Below are 23,817 nucleotides of genomic sequence, written 5' to 3'. Positions count from 1 at the left end.
TGAATATTCTAAAATGGGTGTTTGCTCTTTAGATACTAGTTTCCGTTTACTTCTTCTTGATAAAGAACAAGGAAAAAACGATTATAAACTCCAATTAGATAGTGATATTGGGGAAGTTTATATCAAAGATTATTCAAAAATGTACATGGATGAACACATGACCCTTTCTTTAGATCCACGTCTAGGTGTATTCACTCTTGAAAGTCCAAGTGGTTCTTTAGACAGCCATGTACAATTAGTCGATCTACGACCAGAAAAATTCTCTGGCATGAAACAATAATTTTCTCTTCATTGATCCATGATCCATAAAACTAGTCTCAATCGAGCTACATTGAAAAACAAGACAACGTTCTTAACTTGGTAAATAAAAAAGACGACACATTTTGTCGTCTTTTTTATTGATTAGCTATTTTTGATAAATGATCGCATAGCTTGTGCCATTATTTCTGGCTTTTCTCTATTCAATTCCTGTTTTCCGTTTTCGATAAACAGGAGTTGGCTATTAGCTAAAACTTTATATAACCGTTTTGCTCCAGGCTTGTTTGCATAATCTTTTGTACCGCATAAAATCAATTTAGGAAGTCGTGATGTACGAAGCTGTTTTTTGCAATCTAATGTTTTAAGTAAACGAAGTAGGGTAAGGCTTTGCTTTTTAGACCAACCTAATTTTTTAAACATTTTAAAAGATACGCAGTAAAAATAAACATTCTAGAAAATAAGCAATAAGCGATTAGGAGATTCAAATTGTGGATCAATTAAATCGATGGAGTACTCGGGGGCACTGAAACATCCATAAAGCAAGTAGCCCCGTTATCGATTGTCAACAGAGTCACTTACTTTAATGCGATTCCATTAATTTGGAGAATAAATGAACTTTCACTCTACTACGATGGTCATCCTGAAAGAATTATCAACCATCGAAAGACCTAACATTTCCTTTCCCAAACCAAATTGATATACAACAAACTCATAACTTCTCGGATCACTTGGCGCTTTGAAAGAAATCTTTCCATATTGTGGAGTCATTTTATTGGTATTAGAATCTTTCGATAACCGAATAGGCAAGTTAGAAAGACCATTTAGTTCAATTTGCTTGTTTCCTAGTAAGGCAACAAGGACGTATTCCTCCTAATGACACTTCATCATTGCCAACCATCAAGATATCTTCATTTAATATTTCAGCTTTTTCGATCAATCTCAGAGTTGCTTGATCAGTACCACCATATTCGTTGGTCGCATTTGCCGTGATACTTAACCCAAAACTTCCCAATACAATTGTACATAGAACTAATTTTTTAATCATTATGATCCCTCCTATAAAAAATTTATATTGTTACTAATGTAATTATCTCAGAACCTTCCTTTCTTGATAAGAACTCACCAGGTTACATCAATGTAAATCATTGGCTTCGTTAAGGTAACTAGCAGTTGATTTTGGGAGTACATGACTTTTATTAACAAAAATATTTAGGAGGAATTGGATCCAAAGAAGAAGTAAAAGCTCAGGAAAAAATAAGCTCAACTGTACTTGAGCTCGTATTACCAGATAGTATGGACATGAAGGAGCTGACCTATATTAATGAGGAGGAGAGGAAATACATTTAATAGTTGAAGAAATTGAGCGTCTGTGTAGAGTTGGTGCTAGAACTTATCGTTTCTCTAAAGCTTCTGATGGAAATTGACCCGTTTCCTATGACGTTCGTGTAAATGGCAGACAGCATATTATATCTACCTCGAATTTACGTGTTTCAGTATCTAGAGGGAATATTATTTCTAGAACTTTAACCCATAATAATAAACGGGCGGTTTCTAATGGTCAACTAGTTGTAAACTAAACAAGAGGTGATGATTATGGAATTAGCAGTGAAATTAAAATATTCATAGAAAAAAGAGAGGGGTTTCTCAAGAAGATGTTGCAGAGCCGTTAAACATTACGCGACAATAAGAGTCGAGCAATCGATTGGATGAATTTTTTTATTCGCATACGAACTGAAAAATTCTTTTTTTGTTTAAAATAAAAACAGTTTTGTGGGATTTTCGTGGCATAAAATAAAAAACAGCGCAGACACATTGTTAAACCAACATGTTGCACTGTTTAAGGAAGCCACTTGCCGGGCTTGAACCGGCGACCTCTTCCTTACCATGGAAGCGCTCTACCAGCTGAGCTAAAGCGGCATTATCATTAATACAAATAATAGGATAACGAATATTAATGTATTTGTCAATATGTTTTTTATCAAAAAAATGTGTTTTTGTACTAATGAAACAATTCTTAGAAAAAAGTAAAAATAACAAAAAATGCTAACGGTTTCTTCTAGAATATAGTAAAAAAATTCAAAAAAAGTATTGCGTTATTTGAAAGAAATTGATATTATATTCATGTACTTGATTCCGGCATAGCTCAGTTGGTAGTAGCGCATGACTGTTAATCATGATGTCGTAGGTTCGAGTCCTACTGCCGGAGTAAATAAAGCTTATGCAAAGAAAAAGAAATCCAATCACTTGGGTTTCTTTTTCTTTTATTATTATGATGAATCAAGCTTTCTGTTTTTGTCACGTATGTTGTAATCTTTACGAGAGAGTAGAGTTGGCTACTCATAATCAACCATACTTCCCATCATCGCTAAATACGAAATAAATCAGCATTCCTACACCAATCAAAGCACAAGCTGCACCAAGAAAAGGGATGGTATTCCCAAAGTTTTCTGTATTCATAAGTATGCCACCACCCACAAACAAAAAGCCGCCAGCAATCAGGTTTTTCATTTTATTCATTCTCCTTTCTTATGTTATAGTAGTTCCTTCTTTCAATGAGTATTTTGAAAGCTATCTTATTGTATGATGTTCTTCTAGGACTCTTCTTTATTATACAGGCCATTTTCGTTATCTCATAGAAATATTCCTTTTTATCTGAAAATTATTGTATACCATATGATATTTTTCTTCATGAAGTTGTAAGTATATTCTCATTCAAATGAAAATTTCATCATAGAAGAGATTGTATTTCTAAATTCTTAAGAGTAAAATACGAAGTGTAACTTGGATTTGGAAGGATGATTGGATGAAAGCTATTACACCGGATATGACAACAAAATTTGACAAACAGTTTCAAGCAAATAACAAACAGCAGGCATTGCAGCGGGCTGTCGTGAAGAACGGGATTACTGCTTCTGCTGAAAATATTTCAGCACATGTGGCGAATACACCAGTATTTTCTATTGATCTGGCTACAGGAAAAGTGGCTAATCAGATGCAATCGGGCCGTTGCTGGATGTTTGCTGCATTGAATACGTTCCGTCACAAAATGCTGAATCAATTCCATTTAAAAGAGTTTGAATTATCACAAAATTATACTTTTTTCTGGGATAAATATGAAAAGGCAAATTACTTCTATGAAAACATCATTGCAACTGGAAAAGAGACTATTGATAGCCGAAAAGTGGCTTTCTTGCTAACTACTCCTCAACAAGATGGCGGTCAATGGGATATGATCGTTTCATTATTCCAAAAATACGGTGTTGTGCCCAAATCGGTAATGCCGGAAAGTGCGAATAGTTCAAATTCTCGAGATTTGAATAACTACTTGAACAAACTACTGCGTAAAGATGCAGTTGTGTTACGCGAAATGGTTGCTCAAGGAGAAACATTAGACGCTATTGAAGAAAAAAAAGAAGAAATGCTAGAAAGTATTTATAACTTCTTAGCCATCTCATTAGGAACACCTCCAAAAGAATTCGATTTTGAGTACCGCGATGAAGAACAGAACTATCATCTTGACCGAGGACTGACACCACAAATTTTTTATGATAAATACATCGGTGTAAAATTAGATGATTATGTTAGTGTGATCAATGCACCAACAAAAGACAAACCATTCAATCGTTCTTATACAGTAGAGATGCTAGGGAATGTCGTTGGCGGGAAAGAAGTTAAATACCTGAATGTTGATATGGAAACTTTCAAAAAATTAGCGATTGCTCAGCTTGAACAAGGAGAATCTGTATGGTTTGGTTGTGATGTAGGACAATCTTCTACTAGAACCAGTGGCATCATGGCCTTAGATGCTTATTCGATGGATGATCTATTCGATACGGATTTCACAATGACTAAAGCTGAACGTTTGGATTTTGGTGAAAGTTTGATGACCCATGCGATGGTATTGACTGGCGTTGATTTAGTGGACGGACAATCAACAAAATGGAAAGTCGAAAACAGCTGGGGCGAAAAAGTTGGAAAGAACGGTTTCTTCGTTATGAGTGATGCCTGGATGGACGAATATACGTACCAAATCGTTGTCAGAAAAGATTTGTTGACGAAAGAGCAACTAAATGCGTTCAATGAAGAACCAATTGTGCTAGCTCCATGGGATCCAATGGGTGCTTTAGCATAGGTAAATAGTTCAATAAAGAGTATGCATTATAGATAAAAAAGAGCTGGCTTAAGTCAGCTCTTTTTTATCTATAAAGTCCATCTCCTGCTTTTTATGGTCTCTGTGCTATAATTCTAAATAAAGGGATGAGGATTGGAAATAATCCTTTTATCATGAAACAAGTATGATGACAAAATAGAATAAAATTGGGAGTAGGGGGGAAAGTCATGGATATCCAAACTGTTTTATCTGATCTGAAACTAAATGGGAAAGTGATTCCAGTTGTTGGCGGCGATGTGAATCAAACTTATCGTATAAAAACAGAGCAGCGTGCTTATTTTTTGAAAATCCATCCGAATGTAAAAAAAGGTTTTTTTGAAGCAGAAGTAGACGGGTTAAAAGAGCTAGCTGCATTCGTACGTGTACCAGATACGTACATGCTGGGTGAAACAAGTGAAGGCGCTTATTTGTTAATGGAATGGATCGAGCCGGGAAAAGGAGATCAACGAGATCTTGCTGCAGCTTTAGCTAATCTCCATCAGCAAACAGCGCCGCAATTTGGTTTTCGAAAAGATAACTATCTAGGTACACTTATTCAGAAAAATTCTTTTGAAGAAGATTGGTGGATTTTTTTCTTTAAAAATCGGCTTGAAGCCCAGATTTCTTTAGCAGAAGAAACGAATCGTTGGAATGTACAGCGGCAAGAAAAGTATCTGCGATTTAAAGAACGAGTATTGAGATCGGTTGAACCCAAAAAGATCACTCCACGCCTCTTGCACGGAGACCTGTGGAGTGGTAATGTGTTCTTTGACCAGCAAGGACAACCAATTTTTGTCGATCCGGCTGTTTCTTATGGGAATCGGGAACAAGATATCGCAATGAGTCAATTATTCGGCGGTTTCCGACCGGAATTTTTAGATGCCTATCAAACTATATTTCCATTAGAAGAGGGATGGGAAGATCGACTGCCGATTTACCAGTTATATTATCTTTTGGCACATTTGAATATGTTTGGAGAAAGTTACGGTTCCCAAGTAGATCAATTACTAGAAAGTTTTTAAGAGGAGGGCGTGTTTTTGGCAAAGAAATATACCAAAAAGCATGAAGTTTCATATTACGAGTGTGACATCAATCAAACGATGACATTTCCTTCGATGTTAGGAGTAGTTATCAAAACATCTGAAGATCAAAGCGACCAGTTGGGAAGAGGCAGTGAATTCGTCAATAGCTTTGGACTGACTTGGGTCATCACGAATTATTCTATGGAGATTAAACGTTTACCTAGAGTCGGTGAAGTAATTTCAGTAACGACTCAAGCCATGGAGTACAATAAGTTTTTCTGTTATCGGAACTTCTGGATCCATGATGAAGATAGGGAAGAATTAGTCAAAATAGAATCTGTTTTTGTATTGATGGATTTTGTGAATCGAAAAATGAGCAGTGTTAATGAAGAGATCATTGCTCCTTTTGAGAGTGAGAAAATCAAGAAAATCAAGCGTCAGGAAAAAATTGAAAAGATTGATTCGGGCTTCATGCTGCCATATCGTGTTCGTTTTTATGATATCGATAGTAATCAGCATGTTAATAATGCGATGTATTTTAATTGGATCATTGATGTATTGGGATATGACTTTTTGACTACGCATGTTCCAGAAAAAGTAATTATTCGATTTGATAAAGAAGTAGAGTACGGGAATGAGATCGAAAGCCATTTTGAACAAGTTCCAATTGAAAATGGTGTCAAAACAAAACATGAAATCCGAATGCAAGAACAGCTGTATTGTGAAGCCAATATTCTATGGAAAAATAAATAAAAAAGAGGTTGTGACAGAAATGGTCAGCTTCAAGAAATAAGAAGAAGTTTACGAAAATTGTTTCTCAAAATTTTTGTAAAATTTCGGCTTAGTTTTCGAAGAAGCTACTTTTGTCACAGCCTCTCTTTTTAAGTTTAGCTATCAGATATTGATGTTTAGTTTTGGATAAACGAAATCAATTCTTCACCCGTCAAACCATAGTTTACGGCAATCAATAGTTTTAAACGTGCTTTTTGACTATTGATACTGTTGCAGAAAATAATCCCCATTTCTTCTAGTTCTTTTCCTCCGCCTTCATAATCATAAACAGGCTCTGCGATTCCATTGAAACAACGAGAAACAAGTACTACAGGGATTTTTTGGACAAGGAGCTTTTCTAAAGCTGCTAGGGCTTGAGGAGGGAGATTTCCGGCACCTAAAGCTTCAATGACTAGACCGTCTACTTTCGTATGGGCGATTGCTTCCAATAAGTCTCCTTGCATCCCAGCATATGCTTTAACAATTGGGATAGTCCCATTTACAGCGGAAATATCCAGCCGCTTTGTTTCTAAAAGTTCTTGTAAGAATAAGATTCGATTCTTAGTTACTAAACCGATTGGTCCCAATGTAGGCGTTCGGAAAGTAGCAACATTTGTGGTGTGGGTCTTTGTCACGTAGCGTGCAGAATGGATCTCATCGTTCATGACAACTAATACACCCTTATCTACCGCTTCTTCACAGCTTGCGACGCGAATAGCACTTTCAAAATTATAGAGACCGTCACTTCCAAGTTCGTTACTTGAACGCATTGCCCCAGTCAAAACAATTGGTAATTTGTCACCAATCGTTGTATCAAGAAAAAAGGCAGTTTCTTCTAATGTATCCGTACCATGTGTAATCACCACTCCGAATATACCTGATTCATAAGCGGACAAGATACGTTCTTTTAATACCAACATGTGAGAAGGCATGATGTGTGGTGAGGGAAGATTGAAGATATCTTCAACTAAGAGTTCCACATGCTCAGGTATCGTGATTTCTGCATCTAATAACGGGTTTGCCACATCAGGACTAACACCGCCAGTGAGCATGTTTTCTTTCATGGCGATCGTTCCGCCGGTGTGCAGTACAAGTATTTTTTTCATTTTACAGACTTCCTTACGAATAATTTTGCATAGCCGTTAAATCTTATTGTATACTATATAAAAGAGTTTTGCTATCAGTGAAGAATAACAATAGCCAGACTTATTATAAAAAAGCTGCCCTTACTTAAACGAAGAAGACTCGACCTTGACCTCTTAATGCACGGAGTATTTGGTTGAGTTTCTTTTACAAAAAAGCAGTCAAGGGAAAACAATTACGAAGGTGGTCGAAAATGATCAGAATCGGATTAACATCGTTTAAAGAACATGACAAATTAACTGGCAAAAAGAATAACACTCTGTATGAATATGCCGGATTTCTACCCTTAGTGGAATTAGATACTGCTTATTATGGGATTCCTCGAAAGTCCTCTGTTGAGAATTGGATAAACGAAGTACCTGAATCTTTTCGCTTTGTAGTCAAAGTCTATCAAGGGATCAGCGGTCAAGGAGATTGGAAGCCTTATTATCAGACCGAAGAAGAGATGATTACGCATTTTTTAGATGTCATGTCGCCAATGGTAGAAGCTGGAAAGCTTTTTAGCTTTTTAATTCAATTCCCCTCTTCATTCAAATGTACAAAAGAAAATGTCCAATACTTGCGCAAACTTAGAAAGTGGTTTGAGAGTTATCCTGTTGCCGTAGAATTGCGGGATTATTCTTGGTACAGCGATGAATTTCTTGAACGTACGAGAAACTTTATGTCTCGAGCCGCTTTTTCTTTAGCCATCATCGATGAGCCGCAGCTGCTGAATACAACGATCCCTTTTGATCCATTTGTAACCAATCCGAACTTTGCTCTCTTTCGATTCCATGGTAGGAATGCTCAGGGATGGCAAGCAAATGATAAAGATTGGCGCAAAAAAAGAACATTGTATCGTTATTCAGAAAAAGAACTGCAAGAACTAGCACGTGAAGTCAAAGCAGTTGATTCTAAGACAAAAGAGATAGGTGTGATTTTTAATAACAATTCTGGTGGGGATGCGGCTGAAAATGCATTAGCACTGCAAAAAATATTAAATATCAAGCCGGATGGACTTAATCCAACTCAAATGGATCTGTTTTAAGGGCTTATTTTATTCATGAAAGGGGCGAAGTCTATGATCAAAGCTATTTTTTTTGATATTGACGGAACATTGGTCACCAATCGTTCAAAAGCATTGGAATCAACAAAACAAGCAATTAATTATGCTCGGAAAAACGGCATTTTATGCGGTGTAGCAACGGGTCGCAGCCCAATAAAGATCAAAGAAATCATTGATGAATTGGAATTAGATATGTATGTCGTGTATAATGGCCAACTGGTTTTTACTGCAGATCGAACGATTATCGACCACCCTTTTGAACAAAAAGTATTGGAACATATTGTTGAATTTGCAGATGAGAACCATCGACAAATCGTTTTTGGTGCGAGAAATCGGCTAGATGGATCAACGACGATGCTATTAGGACAATCGATTTTTATCAAGCGGCTAGTCAGCTTTTTACCGCGTAAATTCCCGGTACGTCTGATGAAAAAAATCCTCCAGCTTTTTAGCCCTCACCGGCAAAAGGACCGTTATGAAACATTAGAGATATTAAAAGAACCAATTTACCAATGTATACTGCTTAGTCCGGAGTCAGAACAGAAAAAGTTAGAACATCTATTTCCTGAGTGTACCTTCCAACGTTCAAATACGTATACTGTAGATATTATCCCAAAAGGTGGTTCAAAATTGCTAGGCATCCAAGCTTTCGCAAATGCTGTCGGAATTGAGATGGAAGAAATCATGGCATTCGGCGACCATTACAATGATATCGAGATGCTGAAAGGTGTAGGAATTGGAGTGGCCATGGGAAATGCTCAGAACGAAGTAAAACATGCCGCAGATTTTGTGACCCAATCAAATGAAGAAGATGGCATATACGAAGGACTGAAACACTTTGGTCTGATTTATTAGTCAATGAAAGAAGGAAAACATTAGTATGGAATCAGAGACACCTTTTCAAAAAGTAGAAGCATTTCACAAAATTTTTGATCCAAGAAGACCAGAAATCCCCACAGCTTTTAATGCGATGGAGGCTCATACACGTGCTGCATTCAAAATAGAAGAACTTGTTGAATTTGTTGCAGCTACCTCACCAAGTAAAGAACAACTACATGAAGCTGTTACTCTGCTACACGAAGCATTAGATAAAGCAGAAGAAAAAATACTTGATAAAACAGAGTGGGGAAGTGACCCACTGATTGAACAAGTAGATGCACTGACAGATATCCTTTACTTTACTTATGGTTCTTTTTCATTATTGGGAATAGCGCCTGATCGAATATTTGATATCGTGCATCAGGCAAATATGGGAAAATTGTTTCCAGATGGAAAACCTCATTATGATCCTGTAACAAATAAAGTATTGAAACCTGAGAACTGGCAGATGGAGTACGCGCCAGAGCCTAAAATCGCGGCAGAAATCCAACGACAGATTCAAGAAGCTCTTGCTGGGAAAAGCTCTGCTGATAGGAGTGCACGCACAAACGAAAGAGAGTGATCAGTACTTCACTATTTTTGTTATATTTATACGATGGAAAAACAAAAGATTTTCGTTTAAGTTAGTGAATGCATGAAAATAGTATGCTATAATCTAGAATAGATGTCTTTTGCACGAGAGACGTATTATTTGGATTTATGCTAAGCAGAACGCCATCTGTTGCATAAAAAGATGCATACTGAAAACGGAGGAACCATAAATGGGAAATAATGTTATCATCGGAATCGTCATTGCAATCATTATAGTCGCCATTGTCGTCTTTTTGGTTAGTTACTTGATGAAGAAAAAAAACCAAGATCGATTGGATGCCTTAGAAAAACGCAAGGAAGAATTATTTGACTTGCCAGTGATTGAAGAAGTCGATGATGTTAAAAAAATGCATCTGGTTGGGCAAAGCCAAAATACCTTTCGTGAATGGAGTCAAAAGTGGAATGACATATCTACTTCCTCATTCGCTGAATTAGAAAGTCAAATTTTTGAAGTGGAAAACCTCAATGAAAGTTTTCGGTTCTTAAAAGGAAAAAAAGCAGTTGTTGAAGCAGAAGCAACAATGGACCAAATGGAGAAACAAGTAACGGAAATCCGTGAAGGTCTGAAGGAATTGCGAGAAACAGAAGAACGCAACTCATTAGCTGTCCAGCAGGCGCTTGATGTCTATGAAGAACTGAAAGAAAAAGTCAGAGAAGACGAGCATGAATATGGACCAGCTCTTTTTGAATTGCAAAAACAGATCAAGATGATCGAAAAAGAATTTACGCAATTCGTGACTTTAAATACTTCCGGCGATCCTGTAGAGGCCCGCGAGGTTTTAGATAAAGCAGAAAAACATACGTATGAAGTGGAAGCTCTGATGAAAAAAATACCACCACTGTATGAAGATCTCCATACGACTTTCCCTGAACAACTTGAAGAAATTAGTGATACTTATGAGAAATTAATGGAAGAACAATATGTATTCCCTGAAGAAGATCTTGCTGAAGATATCGCAAAAGTAAGTCGAAGAATTGAAAATTCATTAGCCAATCTTGAAAAAACAGAAGTTGAAACGGTCGAATTCGAAAACCGAGAAACAGCTGATTTGATTGATTCGCTATATGACATCTTAGAACGGGAAATGGAAGCTCAGAGATATGTAAAAACTAACCAATCAACGATTGCAGAGTATATCAAACATACAACGAAGAATAACCGTCAATTATTGATTGAGTTGGATCACACCGCTCAAAGCTATACATTGAATCACAATGAAATTGGTCGTGTACGAGGTTTCCAAACTGAAGTGGAAGAAATGGAACGTCAAAATGAACAGATGATTCCACAGATTCGCCAACACGAAATCCCTTATTCAGAAGTGCTTACGTTCTATAAAACAGTCTTCAAGGTCTTAGAAGATATCGAAACGCAACAAGTAGAGATCGACGACTCATTACATGAATTGAGAAAAGGCGAAAAAGAAGCGCAAGAAAAGATCGATACATTCGAATTTAAATTGCGTAGCTTGAAACGTTTTGTAGAGAAACAACGTTTGCCTGGCTTGCCGAATGATTACCTAGAATTCTTTTTTGTTGCTACTGATCGTATTGAAGAACTAAGTGTTGTCTTGAATAAAATTCGAGTAAACATGGAGGAAGTCAATCGTTTAGTTGCTCTATGCGAAGAAGATCTAGAATTATTAGATAAGAAGACACATGATCTAGTAGATGCAGCAGCACTAACGGAGCAAATGCTCCAATATGCAAACCGTTATCGTCATACACACGAAGAAGTGCGAGAAGCAATTGATAAAAGTTACTATTTATTCAATAAAGAATATCATTATCAAGAAGCATTAGACGAAATTGGTACAGCATTAGAGCGAGTAGAACCAGGTGCTTTCAAACGTATCGAAGATTTTTATTTTAATCATCCAGACTTAGTATAAAGCAAAAAAGCAGCAATCATGCAAGAACAAGACAACCATCCGTCTTGTTCTTGTCTTTTTTTATGTCTATCCGAAGGACGAAACAAGTGAAAATTCCACCTGCTCTTGAAAGCACCTTGGACAACCGTTATAATAGAAAAGAATTTCAAAAAAGAGGGGTTTCTTATGATATATTTTGATAACAGTGCAACGACCCCAATCTTTCCGCAAAGCTTAGATGCATACGTAAAAACCAGTCAGCGGATTATTGGGAATCCATCAAGTCTTCATGATTTGGGCAATCAAGCTAATCGGTTGTTGCAGCAAGCAAGAAAGCAGATCGCTGATTTGATCCATGCAGAACCAGAAGAAATCTTTTTTACTTCAGGAGGAACAGAAGGAGATAATTGGGTATTAAAAGGAACGATGATTGAAAAAAGAGAGTATGGGAATCATATGATCATTTCAGGAATCGAACATCCGGCAGTCAGTGAGACGGCCGAACAATTAAAAGAATTAGGAATCGAAGTAAGTATCGCCCCAGTAGATAAACGCGGTTTTGTACGTGTTGACGAATTGAAAAAATTAATAAGAAAAGAGACAGTTTTGGTCTCTGTTATGGCTGTGAATAATGAAGTAGGATCGATTCAGCCCATCCAAGAAATCAGTGATCTTTTGGATGATTTCCCTAAAATTCATTTCCATGTAGATGCTGTTCAGGCAATCGGAAAAGTACCATTCTCGCAATGGTTGACAGGGAGAGTGGATTTTGCAACATTTTCAGCCCATAAATTCCATGGCCCACGGGGAACTGGTTTCATTTATTGGAAAAAGGGTCGTCGTTTAGCACCATTACTGACAGGTGGAGGACAGGAAAGAAATCAGCGAAGTGGGACAGAAAATGTTCCAGGTATTGTGGCTATGGCTAAAGCTTTACGTTTATCATTAGAGATAAAGGAACAAAAACCTGAGCAGACACAACGCTTAAAAGAAGCTTTGATCCATGCGCTGAAGTCGTATGATAAAGTGACGATCTTTTCAGAAGGAACCGACTATGCGCCGCATATTTTATGTTTTGCTCTAAAAGGAATTCGTGGTGAAGTTCTCGTCCATGCATTAGAGGAAAAACAAATATTTGTTTCTACTACTAGTGCCTGCTCCTCACGTAAACATATGGCAAGCAGTACATTGCATGCGATGCATGTACCAAATGATTTGGCTACATCTGCTATTCGAATCAGCCTAGATGAAAATAATTCATTAGCAGAAGTGGAGCAATTTATGATTATTTTCAAGCAGCTTTATAAGAAATTTTCTGCAATCAATTAAAAGAGGAGTGTTCTTGTGAAATACAGTGAAATTATGGTCCGTTATGGAGAGCTTTCGACAAAAGGAAAGAATCGAAAAAGCTTTATCATGCAACTAGCACAAAATGTCAGACAAGCTTTGAAAGAATTTCCAGAAATCAAAATCCATGCTGATCGCGACCGGATGCATCTTTTGTTGAATGGTGCAGACAGTCAGCTAGTTATTCCAAAACTAGCAAAAATATTTGGGATCCAAAATTTTTCTCCGAGTATTCGGGTAGAAAAAGATGTCGAAGTTTTGAAACAAGCTGTTCAAGACATCATGAAAGAAATTTATACAGGGAAAGAAACATTTAAAATTATCGCTAAAAGAAGCGATCACCAATTTGAATTGACAAGTAATGAATTGAATCAAACATTAGGCAATGCTGTTTTTGATATTTTCCCTCATATCCAAGTTCAAATGCGTCAGCCCGATATTCCATTACGTGTAGAGATTCGTCGTGACGGCGCTTATCTGTCGTATGAAACGATCAAAGGAGCTGGCGGGTTGCCTGTAGGAACAAGCGGAAAAGGAATGCTCATGCTTTCTGGCGGGATTGATTCTCCTGTTGCAGGATATTTTGCAATGAAGCGGGGAGTGGAAATCGAAGCTGTTCATTTTGCTAGTCCGCCGTATACAAGTGAACAAGCACTGCAAAAAGCAAAAGACTTAACAGCGAAACTAGCACCTTATGTAGGAACAATCCATTTTATTGAAGTGCCATTTACCGAGATTCAAGAAGAAATCAAAAAATCAGTGCCACAAGGATATTGGATGACGATCACTCGTCGAATGATGTTGCGGTTGACCGATGAAATTCGCCGTATTCGTCATGGTCTAGTTATTTTGAATGGCGAATCATTAGGTCAAGTGGCTTCACAAACCTTGCAAAGTATGGTGGCTATCAATGAAGTAACGAATACGCCAATCATTCGGCCTGTAGCGACAATGGATAAACTTGAAATCATTGAAGTAGCAGAACAGATCGATACATTTAATCTTTCTATCCAGCCTTTTGAAGACTGCTGTACGATTTTTGCTCCTCCACAGCCAAAAACACGCCCTCAACTGGAAAAGGTCCATCAATATGAAGAGCGTTTAGCAATAGATGAAATGATCCAACGAGCACTAGCTGGCTTGAAGATGGAAGAGATACAAGCAGAATCTTCTAATGAAAAAACTGAAGAATTTTCAGAATTGCTGTAGGTTGTGAAATCAGTGTTTTTACCTGAGTATTAGAGAAACAAAACGGAAAAATAGCTCCATATATTTTACCGTTTTTGAACTAATGTCGAAGATTAGCTGATAAATGATAAAAAAGAGAATTTTCCATGAAATAGCGACCCAAATAGTTAATTTTTGGGTCGTTTTATTTGTCTCACACCCTTTTCCTTCCTACCTGTAACCTTGCTCCCGGGTTAGAAACATGTTACACTAAATATGTGAAATTATTAACAAGGAGCGTCGTTATGCGAGAAAAAACAGATACACTGCCAAAAGCAACTGCGAAAAGGTTACCTTTATATTTACGCTATTTAAAGATGCTAGATGACTCAGGCATAAGTAGAATCAAATCAAATGAGTTCAGCGAAATCACCCAAATTCCTTCTGCAACGATCCGCAGAGACTTCTCGCAATTAGGCGAGCTAGGCAGAAGCGGATATGGCTATGATGTCCCTTTCCTTATCGATGTATTCAATAATATCCTTAATACTAAAGAAGAAAAACGAATCGCATTAGTTGGATACGGAAATCTTGGCAAAGCATTGAAACACAACAATTTTAGAAGAAATGAAAATCTAAATATCGTGTGCGTCTTTGATAATGATCCAGCACTGATCAATCGAGTCATTGATGGAGAGATGATCTATCCGATTGATCGTTTCGCGGAGATAGCCAAAGCAAAAAATGTGACAGTAGCAATCTCTACGGTACCAAGTAAATATTCACAATCTGCTATTGATGAAATTGTCAAAGGAAATGTAACCGCTATCCTTAACTTTGCACCTGACCGAGTAACTGTCCCAACTTATGTCAATGTTCAATACATTGATTTGACAACCGAGTTACAGACGCTTATTTACTTTGATGAGAATTACTCAGAAGTTTTTTCTTAGGAAAATTTGAGTAGGCTTATTGATCTTGCGAGGATCCATTGTAATTCTTTCAAAAATTTTTTAATACTAAATGAAGTGGTTTTTTCACGACCACTTGTTGACTAAAAAAAAAAACCATTGTAGAATGAAGCATAACGCTGAACAAGAGGAGTAACTGGCACATTCATTCTTAGAGAGAGAACTATCTGCTGAAAGGTTCTCAATGACAACCAGTGAAGGTAGCTTGGGAGTTTCTGTCTTGAATGGAGTAGAGATAGACGAGTCGTGATCGTTAACTCACTGGAGAGGCAATAATGATTGGTTATTGCAATTTAGGTGGTACCGCGTAAATCATACGTCCTAAAATACGAAAGTATTTTAGGACGTTTTTTAGTTTAAAGGAGGAAAACAGCATGACGGAAGAAAATAACCTATCAACAAAATATAACCCGCAAGAAGTTGAAGCTGGACGTTATCAGCATTGGTTAGAACAAGATTTGTTTAAACCGAGCGGAGATAAAAAAGCAAAACCTTATTCAATCGTGATCCCACCCCCAAATGTTACCGGAAAGCTTCATTTAGGGCATGCTTGGGATACGACCTTGCAAGATATGCTGATTCGTCAAAAGAGAATGCAAGGATATGATACTTTATGGTTGCCTGGTATGGACCATGCAGGAATCGCGACACAAGCAAAGGTAGAAGCAAAGCTTAGAGAGCAAGGAATTTCTCGCTATGATCTAGGTCGTGAAAAGTTCATCGATCAAGTGTGGGAATGGAAAGAAGAGTATGCAAGCCATATCCGTGAACAGTGGGCTAAAATGGGCTTATCTTTAGATTACAGCAGAGAACGTTTTACATTAGATGACGGATTATCTGAAGCAGTACGTAAAGTTTTTGTTACCTTATATGAAAAAGGGTTGATCTATCGCGGTGAATACATCATCAATTGGGACCCTCAAGCACGAACAGCTCTATCTGATATCGAAGTTATTCATAAAGACATCGAAGGCGCCTTTTACCATATGAGCTATGAACTGGCAGATGGATCAGGCGTAGTAGAAATTGCGACGACCCGGCCAGAAACGATGTTGGGAGATACGGCGATTGCTGTTCACCCAGAAGACGAGCGTTATCAAGCGCTGATCGGCAAAAAAGTGATTCTACCTTTAGTCAATAAAGAAATCCCAATCATTGCAGATGAATATGTAGATATGGAGTTTGGGACAGGTGTAGTAAAAATCACTCCAGCACATGATCCAAACGACTTTGAGGTAGGTAATCGTCATGATCTCCCACGAGTGAATGTGATGGATGATGATGGCACGATGAATGAACTAGCAGGAAAATATGCTGGAATGGATCGTTTCGCTGCTCGTAAAGCAATCGTGCAAGATCTAAAAGAAATCGGCCGATTGATCAAAATCGATACGATGGTCCATAGTGTGGGACATTCCGAGCGGACAGGTGTCGTTGTCGAACCTCGATTGTCTACTCAATGGTTTGTAAAAATGGCGCCGTTAGCAAAAAAAGCCATTGATAACCAAGAAACAGATCAAGCAGTGGAATTCTTCCCTCCAAGATTCAATCAAACATTTTTACGTTGGATGGAAAATGTCCATGACTGGGTAATTTCACGACAATTATGGTGGGGACATCAAATCCCTGCATGGTATCACAAAGAAACAGGTGAAATGTATGTAGGGATGGAAGCACCAGCTGATAGTGAAAACTGGGTCCAAGATCCGGATGTTTTAGACACTTGGTTTAGTTCAGCATTGTGGCCTTTTTCAACGATGGGCTGGCCAGACACGGAAAGCGAAGATTATAAGCGGTACTTCCCTACTAGCACCTTAGTAACTGGTTATGACATCATTTTCTTCTGGGTAAGCCGAATGATATTCCAAAGTTTGGAATTTACTGGCGAACGACCATTTGAGAATGTCTTGATCCATGGATTGATTCGTGACGAACAAGGGCGGAAGATGAGTAAATCATTAGGTAATGGGATCGATCCGATGGAAGTAATCGAAAAGTATGGAGCAGATGCTCTTCGTTGGTTCTTATCGAATGGTTCTGCACCAGGACAAGATGTTCGCTTCAGCTATGAAAAAATGGATGCTTCATGGAACTTTATCAATAAAATCTGGAATGCTTCACGTTTCGTTATCATGAATATCGAAGGTATGACCGTAGAAGAGATCGATTTATCTGGAGAAAAATCAGTGGCTGACCGTTGGATTCTTACACGTTTGAACGAAACAGTCGCACGTGTAACTGAATTATTTGATCGTTTTGAATTTGGTGAAGCCGGTAGACAACTGTATAACTTTATCTGGGATGATTTTTGTGACTGGTATATCGAAATGAGCAAAGAAGTACTTTATGGAGATGATGCTGTTTCAAAACAAACAACACGTAGTATCCTAGTCCATACCTTGGATCAGATTTTGCGTTTGTTGCATCCAATCATGCCATTCGTCACAGAAGAAATATGGGAACATATTCCTCATCAAGGAAATTCTCTAGTAGTAGCAGAATATCCTGTGGTACGTCCAGAGTTTGACGATGAAACTGCTTCTAAAGGAATGGAAGTATTGAAGGAATTGATTCGAGCCGTTCGAAATATTCGTTCAGAAGTGAATACACCATTGTCTAAACCAATCACATTATTAATCAAAACAAACGATGCTAAAGTCGATCAATTTTTAGTTGAAAATACAAGCTACATCGAACGCTTCTGCAACCCAGAAGAGTTGACGATATCAAGTGAGATCACTGCACCAGATCTAGCGATGTCAGCTGTTCTGACAGGTGCAGAAATCTTCTTGCCGTTAGCAGGATTAATCAATATCGAAGAGGAAATCAAACGATTAGAAAAAGAACTGGAAAAATGGACAAGCGAAGTGAAACGTGTCCAAGGAAAACTTTCTAATGAACGGTTTGTTTCTAATGCGCCGAAAGAAGTAGTAGAGGCAGAACGTGCAAAAGAAAAAGATTATTTAGAGAAGCAAACGGCTGTCAAAGAACGAATCGAAAGTTTGCGTACTATTCAATAAAAGCGGGGAACACCACTTATTCCGAATAAGAGGATGTGACATGATTATTGTCGCATCCTCTTTTTTAGTCTACTCTGATTACTTAGAAAAAAGAGCGATTTATCATGTATCCGGAGCAGATTTTTCTCTCTATCGTCCTTTTATTTTTCTTATGACTTCTATTTGTTATAATAAAAGAGAAATGGGGGAATTGTTGATGACGATTGAAGAAGCAATAGAATGGATCCATAGTCGATTACCATTTGGTTCACGTCCTGGTCTTGACCGAGTCGAAGCTTTATTAGAAGTGGTAGGTCATCCGGAGAGGAAAGTAAAAACGATCCATATCGCTGGAACAAACGGAAAAGGGTCTACTGTAGCCTATTTGAGAAGCCTATTAGAAGAAGCTGGTCTGATAGTTGGAACGTTTACTTCACCTTATATCGAAACGTTCAATGAACGGATTGCAATCAATGGCAAAAGTATCCCAGACAATGACTTGATCCAGCTTGTAAAAAAATATCAGCCGCTGATCAAACAACTTGATCAATTTGAAGCAGTAGCTGGTATCACTGAATTTGAGACATTAACAGCAATGGCATTTGATTATTTTTTGATGAAGAAAGTAGACGTAGCGATTATTGAAGTGGGCTTAGGCGGCTTATTGGATTCTACCAATGTAGCTGTACCGATGCTAACTGGAATAACAACGATTGGGCTTGATCATACCGAGATACTTGGAGAGACGATTGAAGAAATCGCTGCGCAAAAAGCAGGAATCATCAAACAAGGCGTTCCAGTTGTCACAGGAAACATCGGCCCAGAAGCTTTTAATGTCATCAAACAAACAGCTAAAGAAAAAAATGCGATGCTTTATGTATACGGGGAAAATTATAAAATAAACTATCTGTATCCTGATGAGACTTGGGGAGAAGTATTTGAATTCTTTAATGAAGCAGGGAAAATCCCTCAACTAACCACGCCGCTTTTAGGGCAACATCAAGCTGAAAATGCAGGAGTAGCCATCGAATTGTATTTTGTTTACTGTCAATTGGAAAAGCTGCCTTTCCGAGAAAAAGATGTTTTGAAGGGGTTGAAGAAATCTCGATGGCCAGGAAGAATGGAGCGTTTGAGTAACGAGCCATTAGTTGTTTTAGATGGTGCCCATAATACGCATGCAATGAACCGGCTTGTTGAGAATTTGAAAAAAGAATTCAAAGGATATCAAATCAACATTTTGTTTTCCGCCTTACGAACTAAAAATGTTAGAGAAATGCTAGAACGACTGCAACAAGTACCAAATGTCCATATTTATTTGACGACCTTTGAACATCCAAAAGCCATCGAATTAAGTGAAGTATCAGATTTAGCAAGTGAGAGAGTATCAATCGTTTCATTGTGGCAATTCGGATTAGCAGATATATTGGAAAAGATGACAAATGAAGATGTATTAGTTGTGACCGGTTCGCTTTATTTCATTTCAGAAGTTCGTCATTTATTAATACAATTAGGAGGAGACCATGAAGTATAATGCAGTGATTTTTGATATGGATGGTTTATTGTTTGACACAGAGTTAGTATATTACGAGGCTTCACAAGTAGTAGCAGATAGGATGGGTTTTCCTTATGATAAAGACCTGTATTTAAAATTCTTAGGTGTTTCCGATGAAGAAGTGTGGGCGAATTATCATATGATTTTTGCGGAATTCGGTAAAACAAGCGTACAAAGATTCATAGACGATTCATACCAGGAAACGCTTGAGCGCTTTTCAAAAGGAGCCGTACAAATGAAGCCAGGTGTGTTGGAACTCCTCTCTTTTTTAGAAGAACATCAGATTCCCAAAGTTGTCGCTTCCAGTAACCAACGAGCTGTCATTGAACTTTTATTGAAGAAGAACAATCTGTTTGAACGATTTGAGACGATTGTTTCCGCAGAGAATGTCCAACGAGCAAAACCAGATCCGGAAATTTTTTTATTAGCCAATCAGAAATTAGGTACAGCTAAGAAAGAAACATTGATTTTAGAAGATTCACAAAATGGTATTTTAGCAGCTTCTGCGGCTGAGATCCCTGTAGTCATGGTTCCAGATTTGCTTCCGCCTTCCCAAGAATTGATCAAAAAAACGGCTGGGGTCGTTTCTTCTTTGCATGAAATCCCTGCATTGATAAAATAAAAATCCATCTCTTTTCGTATCTTATTTTAGAAAAGATAGAAAGGAGATGTTTTTTTGGAAAAACGATTGATCAAAGAAGTACCAACTAGCTCTTTACCAAGGGAACGTATGGAAATTTATGGAGCTGAAGCTTCATCGGATCAGGAGCTTTTAGCAATTTTACTGCGTACTGGTCAGCACCCTCATAGTGTGATGTCGATTGCCGGCAATCTGTTAAAAACGTTTGGAGGATTGGCTTCTTTACGACAGGCTACTTTGCATGAGTTAGAAGAGATTCGAGGGATAGGACGTGTGAAAGCAATCGAAATCAAAGCCTTGATCGAGTTAGGCCGCCGCATTCAGACGGACCAAGAAAGAGCATCTCCCGCCATTCGTACTAGCTATGAACTGGCACAACAATTGATTCTGGAAATGAAAGATCACAAACAGGAACATTTGATTTGTATTTATTTGGACACGAAGAATCAAGTGATCTTAAAAAAGACAGTATTCATCGGTTCGCTGAATCAGTCAGTCGCTCATCCTAGAGAAATATTCCATTATGCCGTACGTTACTGCGCGGCAAGAATCGTTTTAGCAAATAATCATCCTTCTGGTAATGTTATTCCATCACAACAGGATATGAATTTTACTAAAAGGATACAAAAGTGTGGAGAAATGATGGGCATCACTGTACTGGATCATTTGATCATCGGACGTAAACGATATTTTAGTTTGAGAGAAGAAGGATTAATGGAAGAGAAGTAAGTTGCTTTCTTGCAAAAAAAATGAAGCAAGTGTACAATTATATTGTAATTTTGTTTGGGAATAGAAGTTGAAACATCTGTTGCACCTCTATCGTACACGAGCAATGTTACAATTTAAATAAGTGCTTTTGGCACGAGGAGGATATTATTATGGAAAACGGAACAGTAAAATGGTTCAACGCTGAAAAAGGATTTGGATTTATCTCACGTGAAGATGGAAGCGACGTATTCGTACACTTCTCTGCTATCCAAGGTGACGGATTCAAAACATTAGAAGAAGGTCAAGCAGTGACTTTTGACGTTGAAGAATCAGACCGTGGCCCACAAGCTGCAAACGTTGTAAAAGCTTAATTTTATCTGTAAATCAAATTGATGGTAGGCATCAATTTTTACGAGAGAACAAAGCGAGTAACAAAAATACCTGCCACAAGAGGAAATTTCTCTTGTGGCAGGTATTTTTTGTATGAAAAAGTAAATAAATTTTAAGAGGTTGTGAAAAAGCTGCCCTGTATCAAGCAATAAGAACAGCCAAATAAAAACAACTTGTCCTGTTTTCCGTTCGGTTTCTCTTATACTCAGGTCAGGGCACTAATTTCACAACCTCTTACTTATTCTTCATCTGGTGTCATGACCATCGGTAAAATCATTGGATGTCTTTCTGTACGTTCGAATAAGAATGGCTGAAGTGCGCCAGTCATCGCTTCTTTCAATTTATATTCTGAACAGTCAGGTCCATTTAAACATTCTCTTAAAGCATGGAATAAGATTCGCTGAGCTTCATTGATCATTTCTCCTGATTCTCGCATGTAGACAAATCCACGAGAGAGAATATCTGGACCAGCCAAGATTTCTTTTTTCTTGATATCTACTGTTGCAACAGCTAATACAAGACCTTCTTCTGAAAGCAGGTGACGGTCACGTAAAACGACATTACCGATATCGCCGATCCCGCTACCATCGATATACACATCTCCAGCAACAAAATGCCCAGCAGGACGTGCAGAATCGCTAGTTAACGCTAAAACATCGCCATTTTCCATGATGAAGCAGTTTTCTGCAGGAACACCTACACCTTGTGCTAGAGAAGCATGGACTTTCAGCATGCGGAATTCTCCATGGACAGGGATAAAATATTTTGGTTTCATCAAGCGAAGCATCAATTTTTGTTCTTCTTGTCCACCGTGACCGGAAGTATGGATGTTATTGATTTTTCCATGGATTACTTCTGCGCCAGCTTCAGACAGCAAGTTGATCAAATGATTGACACTTGTTGTATTACCAGGGATAGGTGAACTTGAAAAGATCACTGTATCGTCTGGCTGGATTTGGATTTGACGGTGGGTACCATTTGCAATACGGCTCAAAGCGGCCATCGCTTCCCCTTGAGAACCTGTACATAGGATCATCGTTTCGTTAGCAGGCAAGCGATTGATTTCATGTGCATCTACAAATGTGCCGTCTGGAACTTTGATATATCCTAAACGTTGGCCATTGACAATGGCATTTTCCATGCTACGTCCGAAAACAGCGATTTTACGACCAGTCGCCACAGCGGCATCTGCTGCTTGCTGCAAACGGAAGATATTAGAAGCAAAGCTGGCAAAAATAATACGACCTTCGATTTTTGAAAAGATCTTCAAGATAGAATGACCAATCGTTTTTTCTGATTTAGTAAATGTTGGAATCTCAGCATTTGTACTATCAGATAAAAGGCACAAGACACCTTCTTCCCCGATACGAGCCATTTTATGCAAGTTTGCTGGTTCGCCGACGGGAGTGAAATCAAACTTGAAGTCTCCAGTCGCTACGATATTACCAGAAGGTGTTTTTACCACGATCCCTAATGCGTCTGGGATACTATGAGTCGTTCTGAAAAAGCTGACAGAAGTTTTTCTAAAACGAATAATCGTATCTTCATTGATTTCATGAAGCTCTGCCTCTCGAAGCAAGCCATGCTCATCTAATTTGTTCGTGATCAACGCTAATGCGAGAGGACCAGCATAGATAGGAATATTTGCTTGTTTTAGCAAGTAGGGTATTCCGCCGATGTGGTCTTCATGTCCGTGAGTAATCACTAGGGCTTTTACTTTGTGCAAGTTTTGTATGATGTAGCTGTAGTCGGGAATGACATAGTCAATTCCAAGTAGATCGTCTTCCGGGAACTTGATCCCGGCATCAATCAAAATGATTTCATCTTGGAATTGTACCCCATACGTATTTTTCCCGATTTCACCTAATCCACCAATAGCAAAGACGCCTGTCTCATTATTTTTGATGGAAAGTTTCATATTAAAACTCCACTAATGAGAAATCAGCATTTTCTTTTTCGTATTCTAGATGACTTCCTTCTAGAAGTTGAACGAATTCAATATTGTATGGGGTATTTTCTTCCACACGTTGGCGAGCGTCTACATCGCTTTTTGCCTCAATGTAAAGAGATTTTGTTTCTTCCCGTTTAGGGTTACGTACTTTTGTTTCTTGATAATAAACTTTATAGATCATTGTTTTGTCTCCTTTATCTGCGTAAAGCAGTGATTTAGCTAGTTGATTTTTTTAGACAACACAAAACGAGGGGACAAGCCACCTAGTTTTTCATATGCTTTGACTAGAATACTGGATTCGAGTCAAAGAGACAAGCCTCGTTTTTGCTCATCTGTTCGGATATTTTTTCAACCGTACCTTC

The 23,817-nt window shown here is 38.1% G+C and carries 21 protein-coding genes, 2 tRNA genes, 1 pseudogene and 1 other annotated feature (1 of these 25 cut by a window edge); of the genes and pseudogenes, 17 read left to right on the top strand and 7 right to left on the bottom strand.

Translation table 11 applies throughout. The features are described from left to right. Positions 1-280, top strand: the 3' portion of a protein-coding gene (locus IGK53_RS09800; RefSeq protein ID WP_002335491.1) for an iron-sulfur cluster biosynthesis family protein. It extends 95 nt beyond the left edge of the window; 280 of the gene's 375 nt are visible here — the last part of the coding sequence; the start codon falls outside the window, past its left edge; it ends in the stop codon at positions 278-280. A gap of 122 nt (positions 281-402) precedes the next feature. On the opposite strand, the pseudogene IGK53_RS09795 reads toward IGK53_RS09800, so the two are convergent. From IGK53_RS09795 to IGK53_RS09785, 3 genes and pseudogenes are all read right to left on the bottom strand, one after another. After that, positions 403-759, bottom strand: a pseudogene (locus IGK53_RS09795) (alpha/beta fold hydrolase); the annotation flags it as partial. A 325-nt stretch (positions 760-1,084) separates the two neighbouring features. After that, complete coding sequence (locus IGK53_RS09790; RefSeq protein WP_002342256.1) at positions 1,085-1,303, bottom strand: hypothetical protein; 219 nt, start codon at positions 1,301-1,303, stop codon at positions 1,085-1,087. Between the two features lie 799 nt (positions 1,304-2,102). Then, positions 2,103-2,175, bottom strand: a tRNA-Thr gene (locus IGK53_RS09785). A 215-nt stretch (positions 2,176-2,390) separates the two neighbouring features. Here IGK53_RS09785 and IGK53_RS09780 point away from each other — a divergent pair. Beyond that, positions 2,391-2,464 (top strand) — tRNA-Asn (locus IGK53_RS09780). Positions 2,465-2,601: 137 nt separating this feature from the next. Here IGK53_RS09780 and IGK53_RS09775 read toward each other — a convergent pair. Beyond that, positions 2,602-2,766 carry a hypothetical protein gene (locus tag IGK53_RS09775; protein WP_002335493.1) on the bottom strand — a complete coding sequence of 55 codons (165 nt, stop codon included), beginning with the start codon at positions 2,764-2,766 and terminating at the stop codon, positions 2,602-2,604. 295 nt (positions 2,767-3,061) lie between these two features. Here IGK53_RS09775 and IGK53_RS09770 point away from each other — a divergent pair, with 295 nt between their 5' ends. From IGK53_RS09770 to IGK53_RS09760, 3 genes are all read left to right on the top strand, one after another. Next, positions 3,062-4,390, top strand: coding sequence for an aminopeptidase C (locus IGK53_RS09770; RefSeq protein WP_002341214.1), 1,329 nt, complete (start codon positions 3,062-3,064; stop codon positions 4,388-4,390). Between the two features lie 206 nt (positions 4,391-4,596). Beyond that, entirely contained in the window at positions 4,597-5,430 is an 834-nt protein-coding gene (locus IGK53_RS09765; protein ID WP_002315463.1) for a fructosamine kinase family protein, read from the top strand. Positions 5,431-5,445: 15 nt separating this feature from the next. Then, positions 5,446-6,183 (top strand): acyl-ACP thioesterase domain-containing protein, encoded by a 738-nt coding sequence (locus IGK53_RS09760; RefSeq protein WP_002335496.1) that lies wholly within the window; start codon positions 5,446-5,448, stop codon positions 6,181-6,183. Positions 6,184-6,338: 155 nt separating this feature from the next. Here the strand turns inward: IGK53_RS09760 and IGK53_RS09755 are convergent, their stop codons facing one another. After that, positions 6,339-7,307, bottom strand: coding sequence for an asparaginase (locus IGK53_RS09755; protein WP_002314249.1), 969 nt, complete (start codon positions 7,305-7,307; stop codon positions 6,339-6,341). 230 nt (positions 7,308-7,537) lie between these two features. On the opposite strand from IGK53_RS09755, the gene IGK53_RS09750 reads away from it, so the two are divergent. The 12 genes from IGK53_RS09750 (at position 7,538) to IGK53_RS09695 (ending at position 21,485) form a co-directional block, all read left to right on the top strand. Next, a complete protein-coding gene (locus IGK53_RS09750; protein ID WP_195219691.1) occupies positions 7,538-8,371 on the top strand; it encodes a DUF72 domain-containing protein in 834 nt (277 codons plus the stop codon). A gap of 33 nt (positions 8,372-8,404) precedes the next feature. Beyond that, the gene (locus IGK53_RS09745) at positions 8,405-9,244 is read left to right on the top strand and encodes a Cof-type HAD-IIB family hydrolase (protein WP_002335498.1); all 840 of its coding nucleotides are present in this window, start codon (positions 8,405-8,407) and stop codon (positions 9,242-9,244) included. A gap of 25 nt (positions 9,245-9,269) precedes the next feature. Beyond that, positions 9,270-9,830, top strand: a complete 561-nt coding sequence (locus IGK53_RS09740) for a haloacid dehalogenase (RefSeq protein WP_002335499.1) — start codon at positions 9,270-9,272, stop codon at positions 9,828-9,830. A 199-nt stretch (positions 9,831-10,029) separates the two neighbouring features. Then, positions 10,030-11,751 carry a septation ring formation regulator EzrA gene (locus IGK53_RS09735; RefSeq protein ID WP_002342254.1) on the top strand — a complete coding sequence of 574 codons (1,722 nt, stop codon included), beginning with the start codon at positions 10,030-10,032 and terminating at the stop codon, positions 11,749-11,751. 165 nt (positions 11,752-11,916) lie between these two features. Beyond that, a complete protein-coding gene (locus IGK53_RS09730; RefSeq protein WP_002315458.1) occupies positions 11,917-13,059 on the top strand; it encodes a cysteine desulfurase family protein in 1,143 nt (380 codons plus the stop codon). A 15-nt stretch (positions 13,060-13,074) separates the two neighbouring features. Continuing rightward, entirely contained in the window at positions 13,075-14,286 is a 1,212-nt protein-coding gene (thiI, locus tag IGK53_RS09725; protein ID WP_002310213.1) for a tRNA uracil 4-sulfurtransferase ThiI, read from the top strand. A gap of 263 nt (positions 14,287-14,549) precedes the next feature. Next, complete coding sequence (locus IGK53_RS09720; protein ID WP_002341217.1) at positions 14,550-15,197, top strand: redox-sensing transcriptional repressor Rex; 648 nt, start codon at positions 14,550-14,552, stop codon at positions 15,195-15,197. Positions 15,198-15,325: 128 nt separating this feature from the next. Further along, positions 15,326-15,542 (top strand) — a binding site (T-box leader). 47 nt (positions 15,543-15,589) lie between these two features. Then, the gene (locus IGK53_RS09715; protein ID WP_047929370.1) at positions 15,590-18,235 is read left to right on the top strand and encodes a valine--tRNA ligase; all 2,646 of its coding nucleotides are present in this window, start codon (positions 15,590-15,592) and stop codon (positions 18,233-18,235) included. Positions 18,236-18,431: 196 nt separating this feature from the next. Next, the gene (locus IGK53_RS09710) at positions 18,432-19,745 is read left to right on the top strand and encodes a bifunctional folylpolyglutamate synthase/dihydrofolate synthase (protein WP_025481561.1); all 1,314 of its coding nucleotides are present in this window, start codon (positions 18,432-18,434) and stop codon (positions 19,743-19,745) included. Then, on the top strand, positions 19,735-20,388 hold the full coding sequence (locus IGK53_RS09705; protein WP_002328985.1) for an HAD family hydrolase: 654 nt from the start codon (positions 19,735-19,737) through the stop codon (positions 20,386-20,388). Before IGK53_RS09710 ends, IGK53_RS09705 begins: the two co-directional genes overlap by 11 nt. Positions 20,389-20,442: 54 nt before the next feature. Continuing rightward, positions 20,443-21,135, top strand: coding sequence for a RadC family protein (gene radC / locus IGK53_RS09700; protein ID WP_025481559.1), 693 nt, complete (start codon positions 20,443-20,445; stop codon positions 21,133-21,135). Positions 21,136-21,284: 149 nt separating this feature from the next. After that, complete coding sequence (locus IGK53_RS09695; RefSeq protein ID WP_002294067.1) at positions 21,285-21,485, top strand: cold-shock protein; 201 nt, start codon at positions 21,285-21,287, stop codon at positions 21,483-21,485. 257 nt (positions 21,486-21,742) lie between these two features. Here IGK53_RS09695 and rnjA read toward each other — a convergent pair whose 3' ends face one another. Together rnjA and IGK53_RS09685 are read right to left on the bottom strand one after the other, a co-directional pair. Further along, on the bottom strand, positions 21,743-23,422 hold the full coding sequence (gene rnjA, locus IGK53_RS09690) for a ribonuclease J1 (protein ID WP_016628888.1): 1,680 nt from the start codon (positions 23,420-23,422) through the stop codon (positions 21,743-21,745). A gap of 1 nt (position 23,423) precedes the next feature. Beyond that, positions 23,424-23,636, bottom strand: coding sequence for a DNA-directed RNA polymerase subunit epsilon (locus IGK53_RS09685; RefSeq protein ID WP_002287947.1), 213 nt, complete (start codon positions 23,634-23,636; stop codon positions 23,424-23,426). Between the last annotated feature and the right edge of the window lie 181 nt (positions 23,637-23,817).

This window comes from Enterococcus sp. DIV1224 (assembly GCF_050555455.1).
GTDB classification, from domain to species: Bacteria; Bacillota; Bacilli; order Lactobacillales; family Enterococcaceae; genus Enterococcus_B; species Enterococcus_B lactis.
The sequence above is the reverse complement of the archived record's forward strand: the minus strand, read 5'-3'. Positions and strand labels throughout refer to the sequence as shown.

What these genes read in the sequence shown, in the direction of transcription:
- IGK53_RS09755 (WP_002314249.1), bottom strand. Translation starts at nt 7,307, where the DNA reads ATGAAAAAAATACTTGTACTGCACACCGGCGGAACGATCGCCATGAAA.
- IGK53_RS09705 (WP_002328985.1), top strand. Translation starts at nt 19,735, where the DNA reads ATGAAGTATAATGCAGTGATTTTTGATATGGATGGTTTATTGTTTGAC.
- IGK53_RS09685 (WP_002287947.1), bottom strand. Translation starts at nt 23,636, where the DNA reads ATGATCTATAAAGTTTATTATCAAGAAACAAAAGTACGTAACCCTAAA.
- IGK53_RS09720 (WP_002341217.1), top strand. Translation starts at nt 14,550, where the DNA reads ATGCGAGAAAAAACAGATACACTGCCAAAAGCAACTGCGAAAAGGTTA.
- rnjA (WP_016628888.1), bottom strand. Translation starts at nt 23,422, where the DNA reads ATGAAACTTTCCATCAAAAATAATGAGACAGGCGTCTTTGCTATTGGT.
- IGK53_RS09710 (WP_025481561.1), top strand. Translation starts at nt 18,432, where the DNA reads ATGACGATTGAAGAAGCAATAGAATGGATCCATAGTCGATTACCATTT.
- IGK53_RS09730 (WP_002315458.1), top strand. Translation starts at nt 11,917, where the DNA reads ATGATATATTTTGATAACAGTGCAACGACCCCAATCTTTCCGCAAAGC.
- IGK53_RS09695 (WP_002294067.1), top strand. Translation starts at nt 21,285, where the DNA reads ATGGAAAACGGAACAGTAAAATGGTTCAACGCTGAAAAAGGATTTGGA.
- IGK53_RS09790 (WP_002342256.1), bottom strand. Translation starts at nt 1,303, where the DNA reads ATGATTAAAAAATTAGTTCTATGTACAATTGTATTGGGAAGTTTTGGG.
- IGK53_RS09735 (WP_002342254.1), top strand. Translation starts at nt 10,030, where the DNA reads ATGGGAAATAATGTTATCATCGGAATCGTCATTGCAATCATTATAGTC.
- IGK53_RS09745 (WP_002335498.1), top strand. Translation starts at nt 8,405, where the DNA reads ATGATCAAAGCTATTTTTTTTGATATTGACGGAACATTGGTCACCAAT.
- IGK53_RS09765 (WP_002315463.1), top strand. Translation starts at nt 4,597, where the DNA reads ATGGATATCCAAACTGTTTTATCTGATCTGAAACTAAATGGGAAAGTG.
- IGK53_RS09740 (WP_002335499.1), top strand. Translation starts at nt 9,270, where the DNA reads ATGGAATCAGAGACACCTTTTCAAAAAGTAGAAGCATTTCACAAAATT.
- IGK53_RS09750 (WP_195219691.1), top strand. Translation starts at nt 7,538, where the DNA reads ATGATCAGAATCGGATTAACATCGTTTAAAGAACATGACAAATTAACT.
- IGK53_RS09715 (WP_047929370.1), top strand. Translation starts at nt 15,590, where the DNA reads ATGACGGAAGAAAATAACCTATCAACAAAATATAACCCGCAAGAAGTT.
- IGK53_RS09775 (WP_002335493.1), bottom strand. Translation starts at nt 2,766, where the DNA reads ATGAAAAACCTGATTGCTGGCGGCTTTTTGTTTGTGGGTGGTGGCATA.
- IGK53_RS09770 (WP_002341214.1), top strand. Translation starts at nt 3,062, where the DNA reads ATGAAAGCTATTACACCGGATATGACAACAAAATTTGACAAACAGTTT.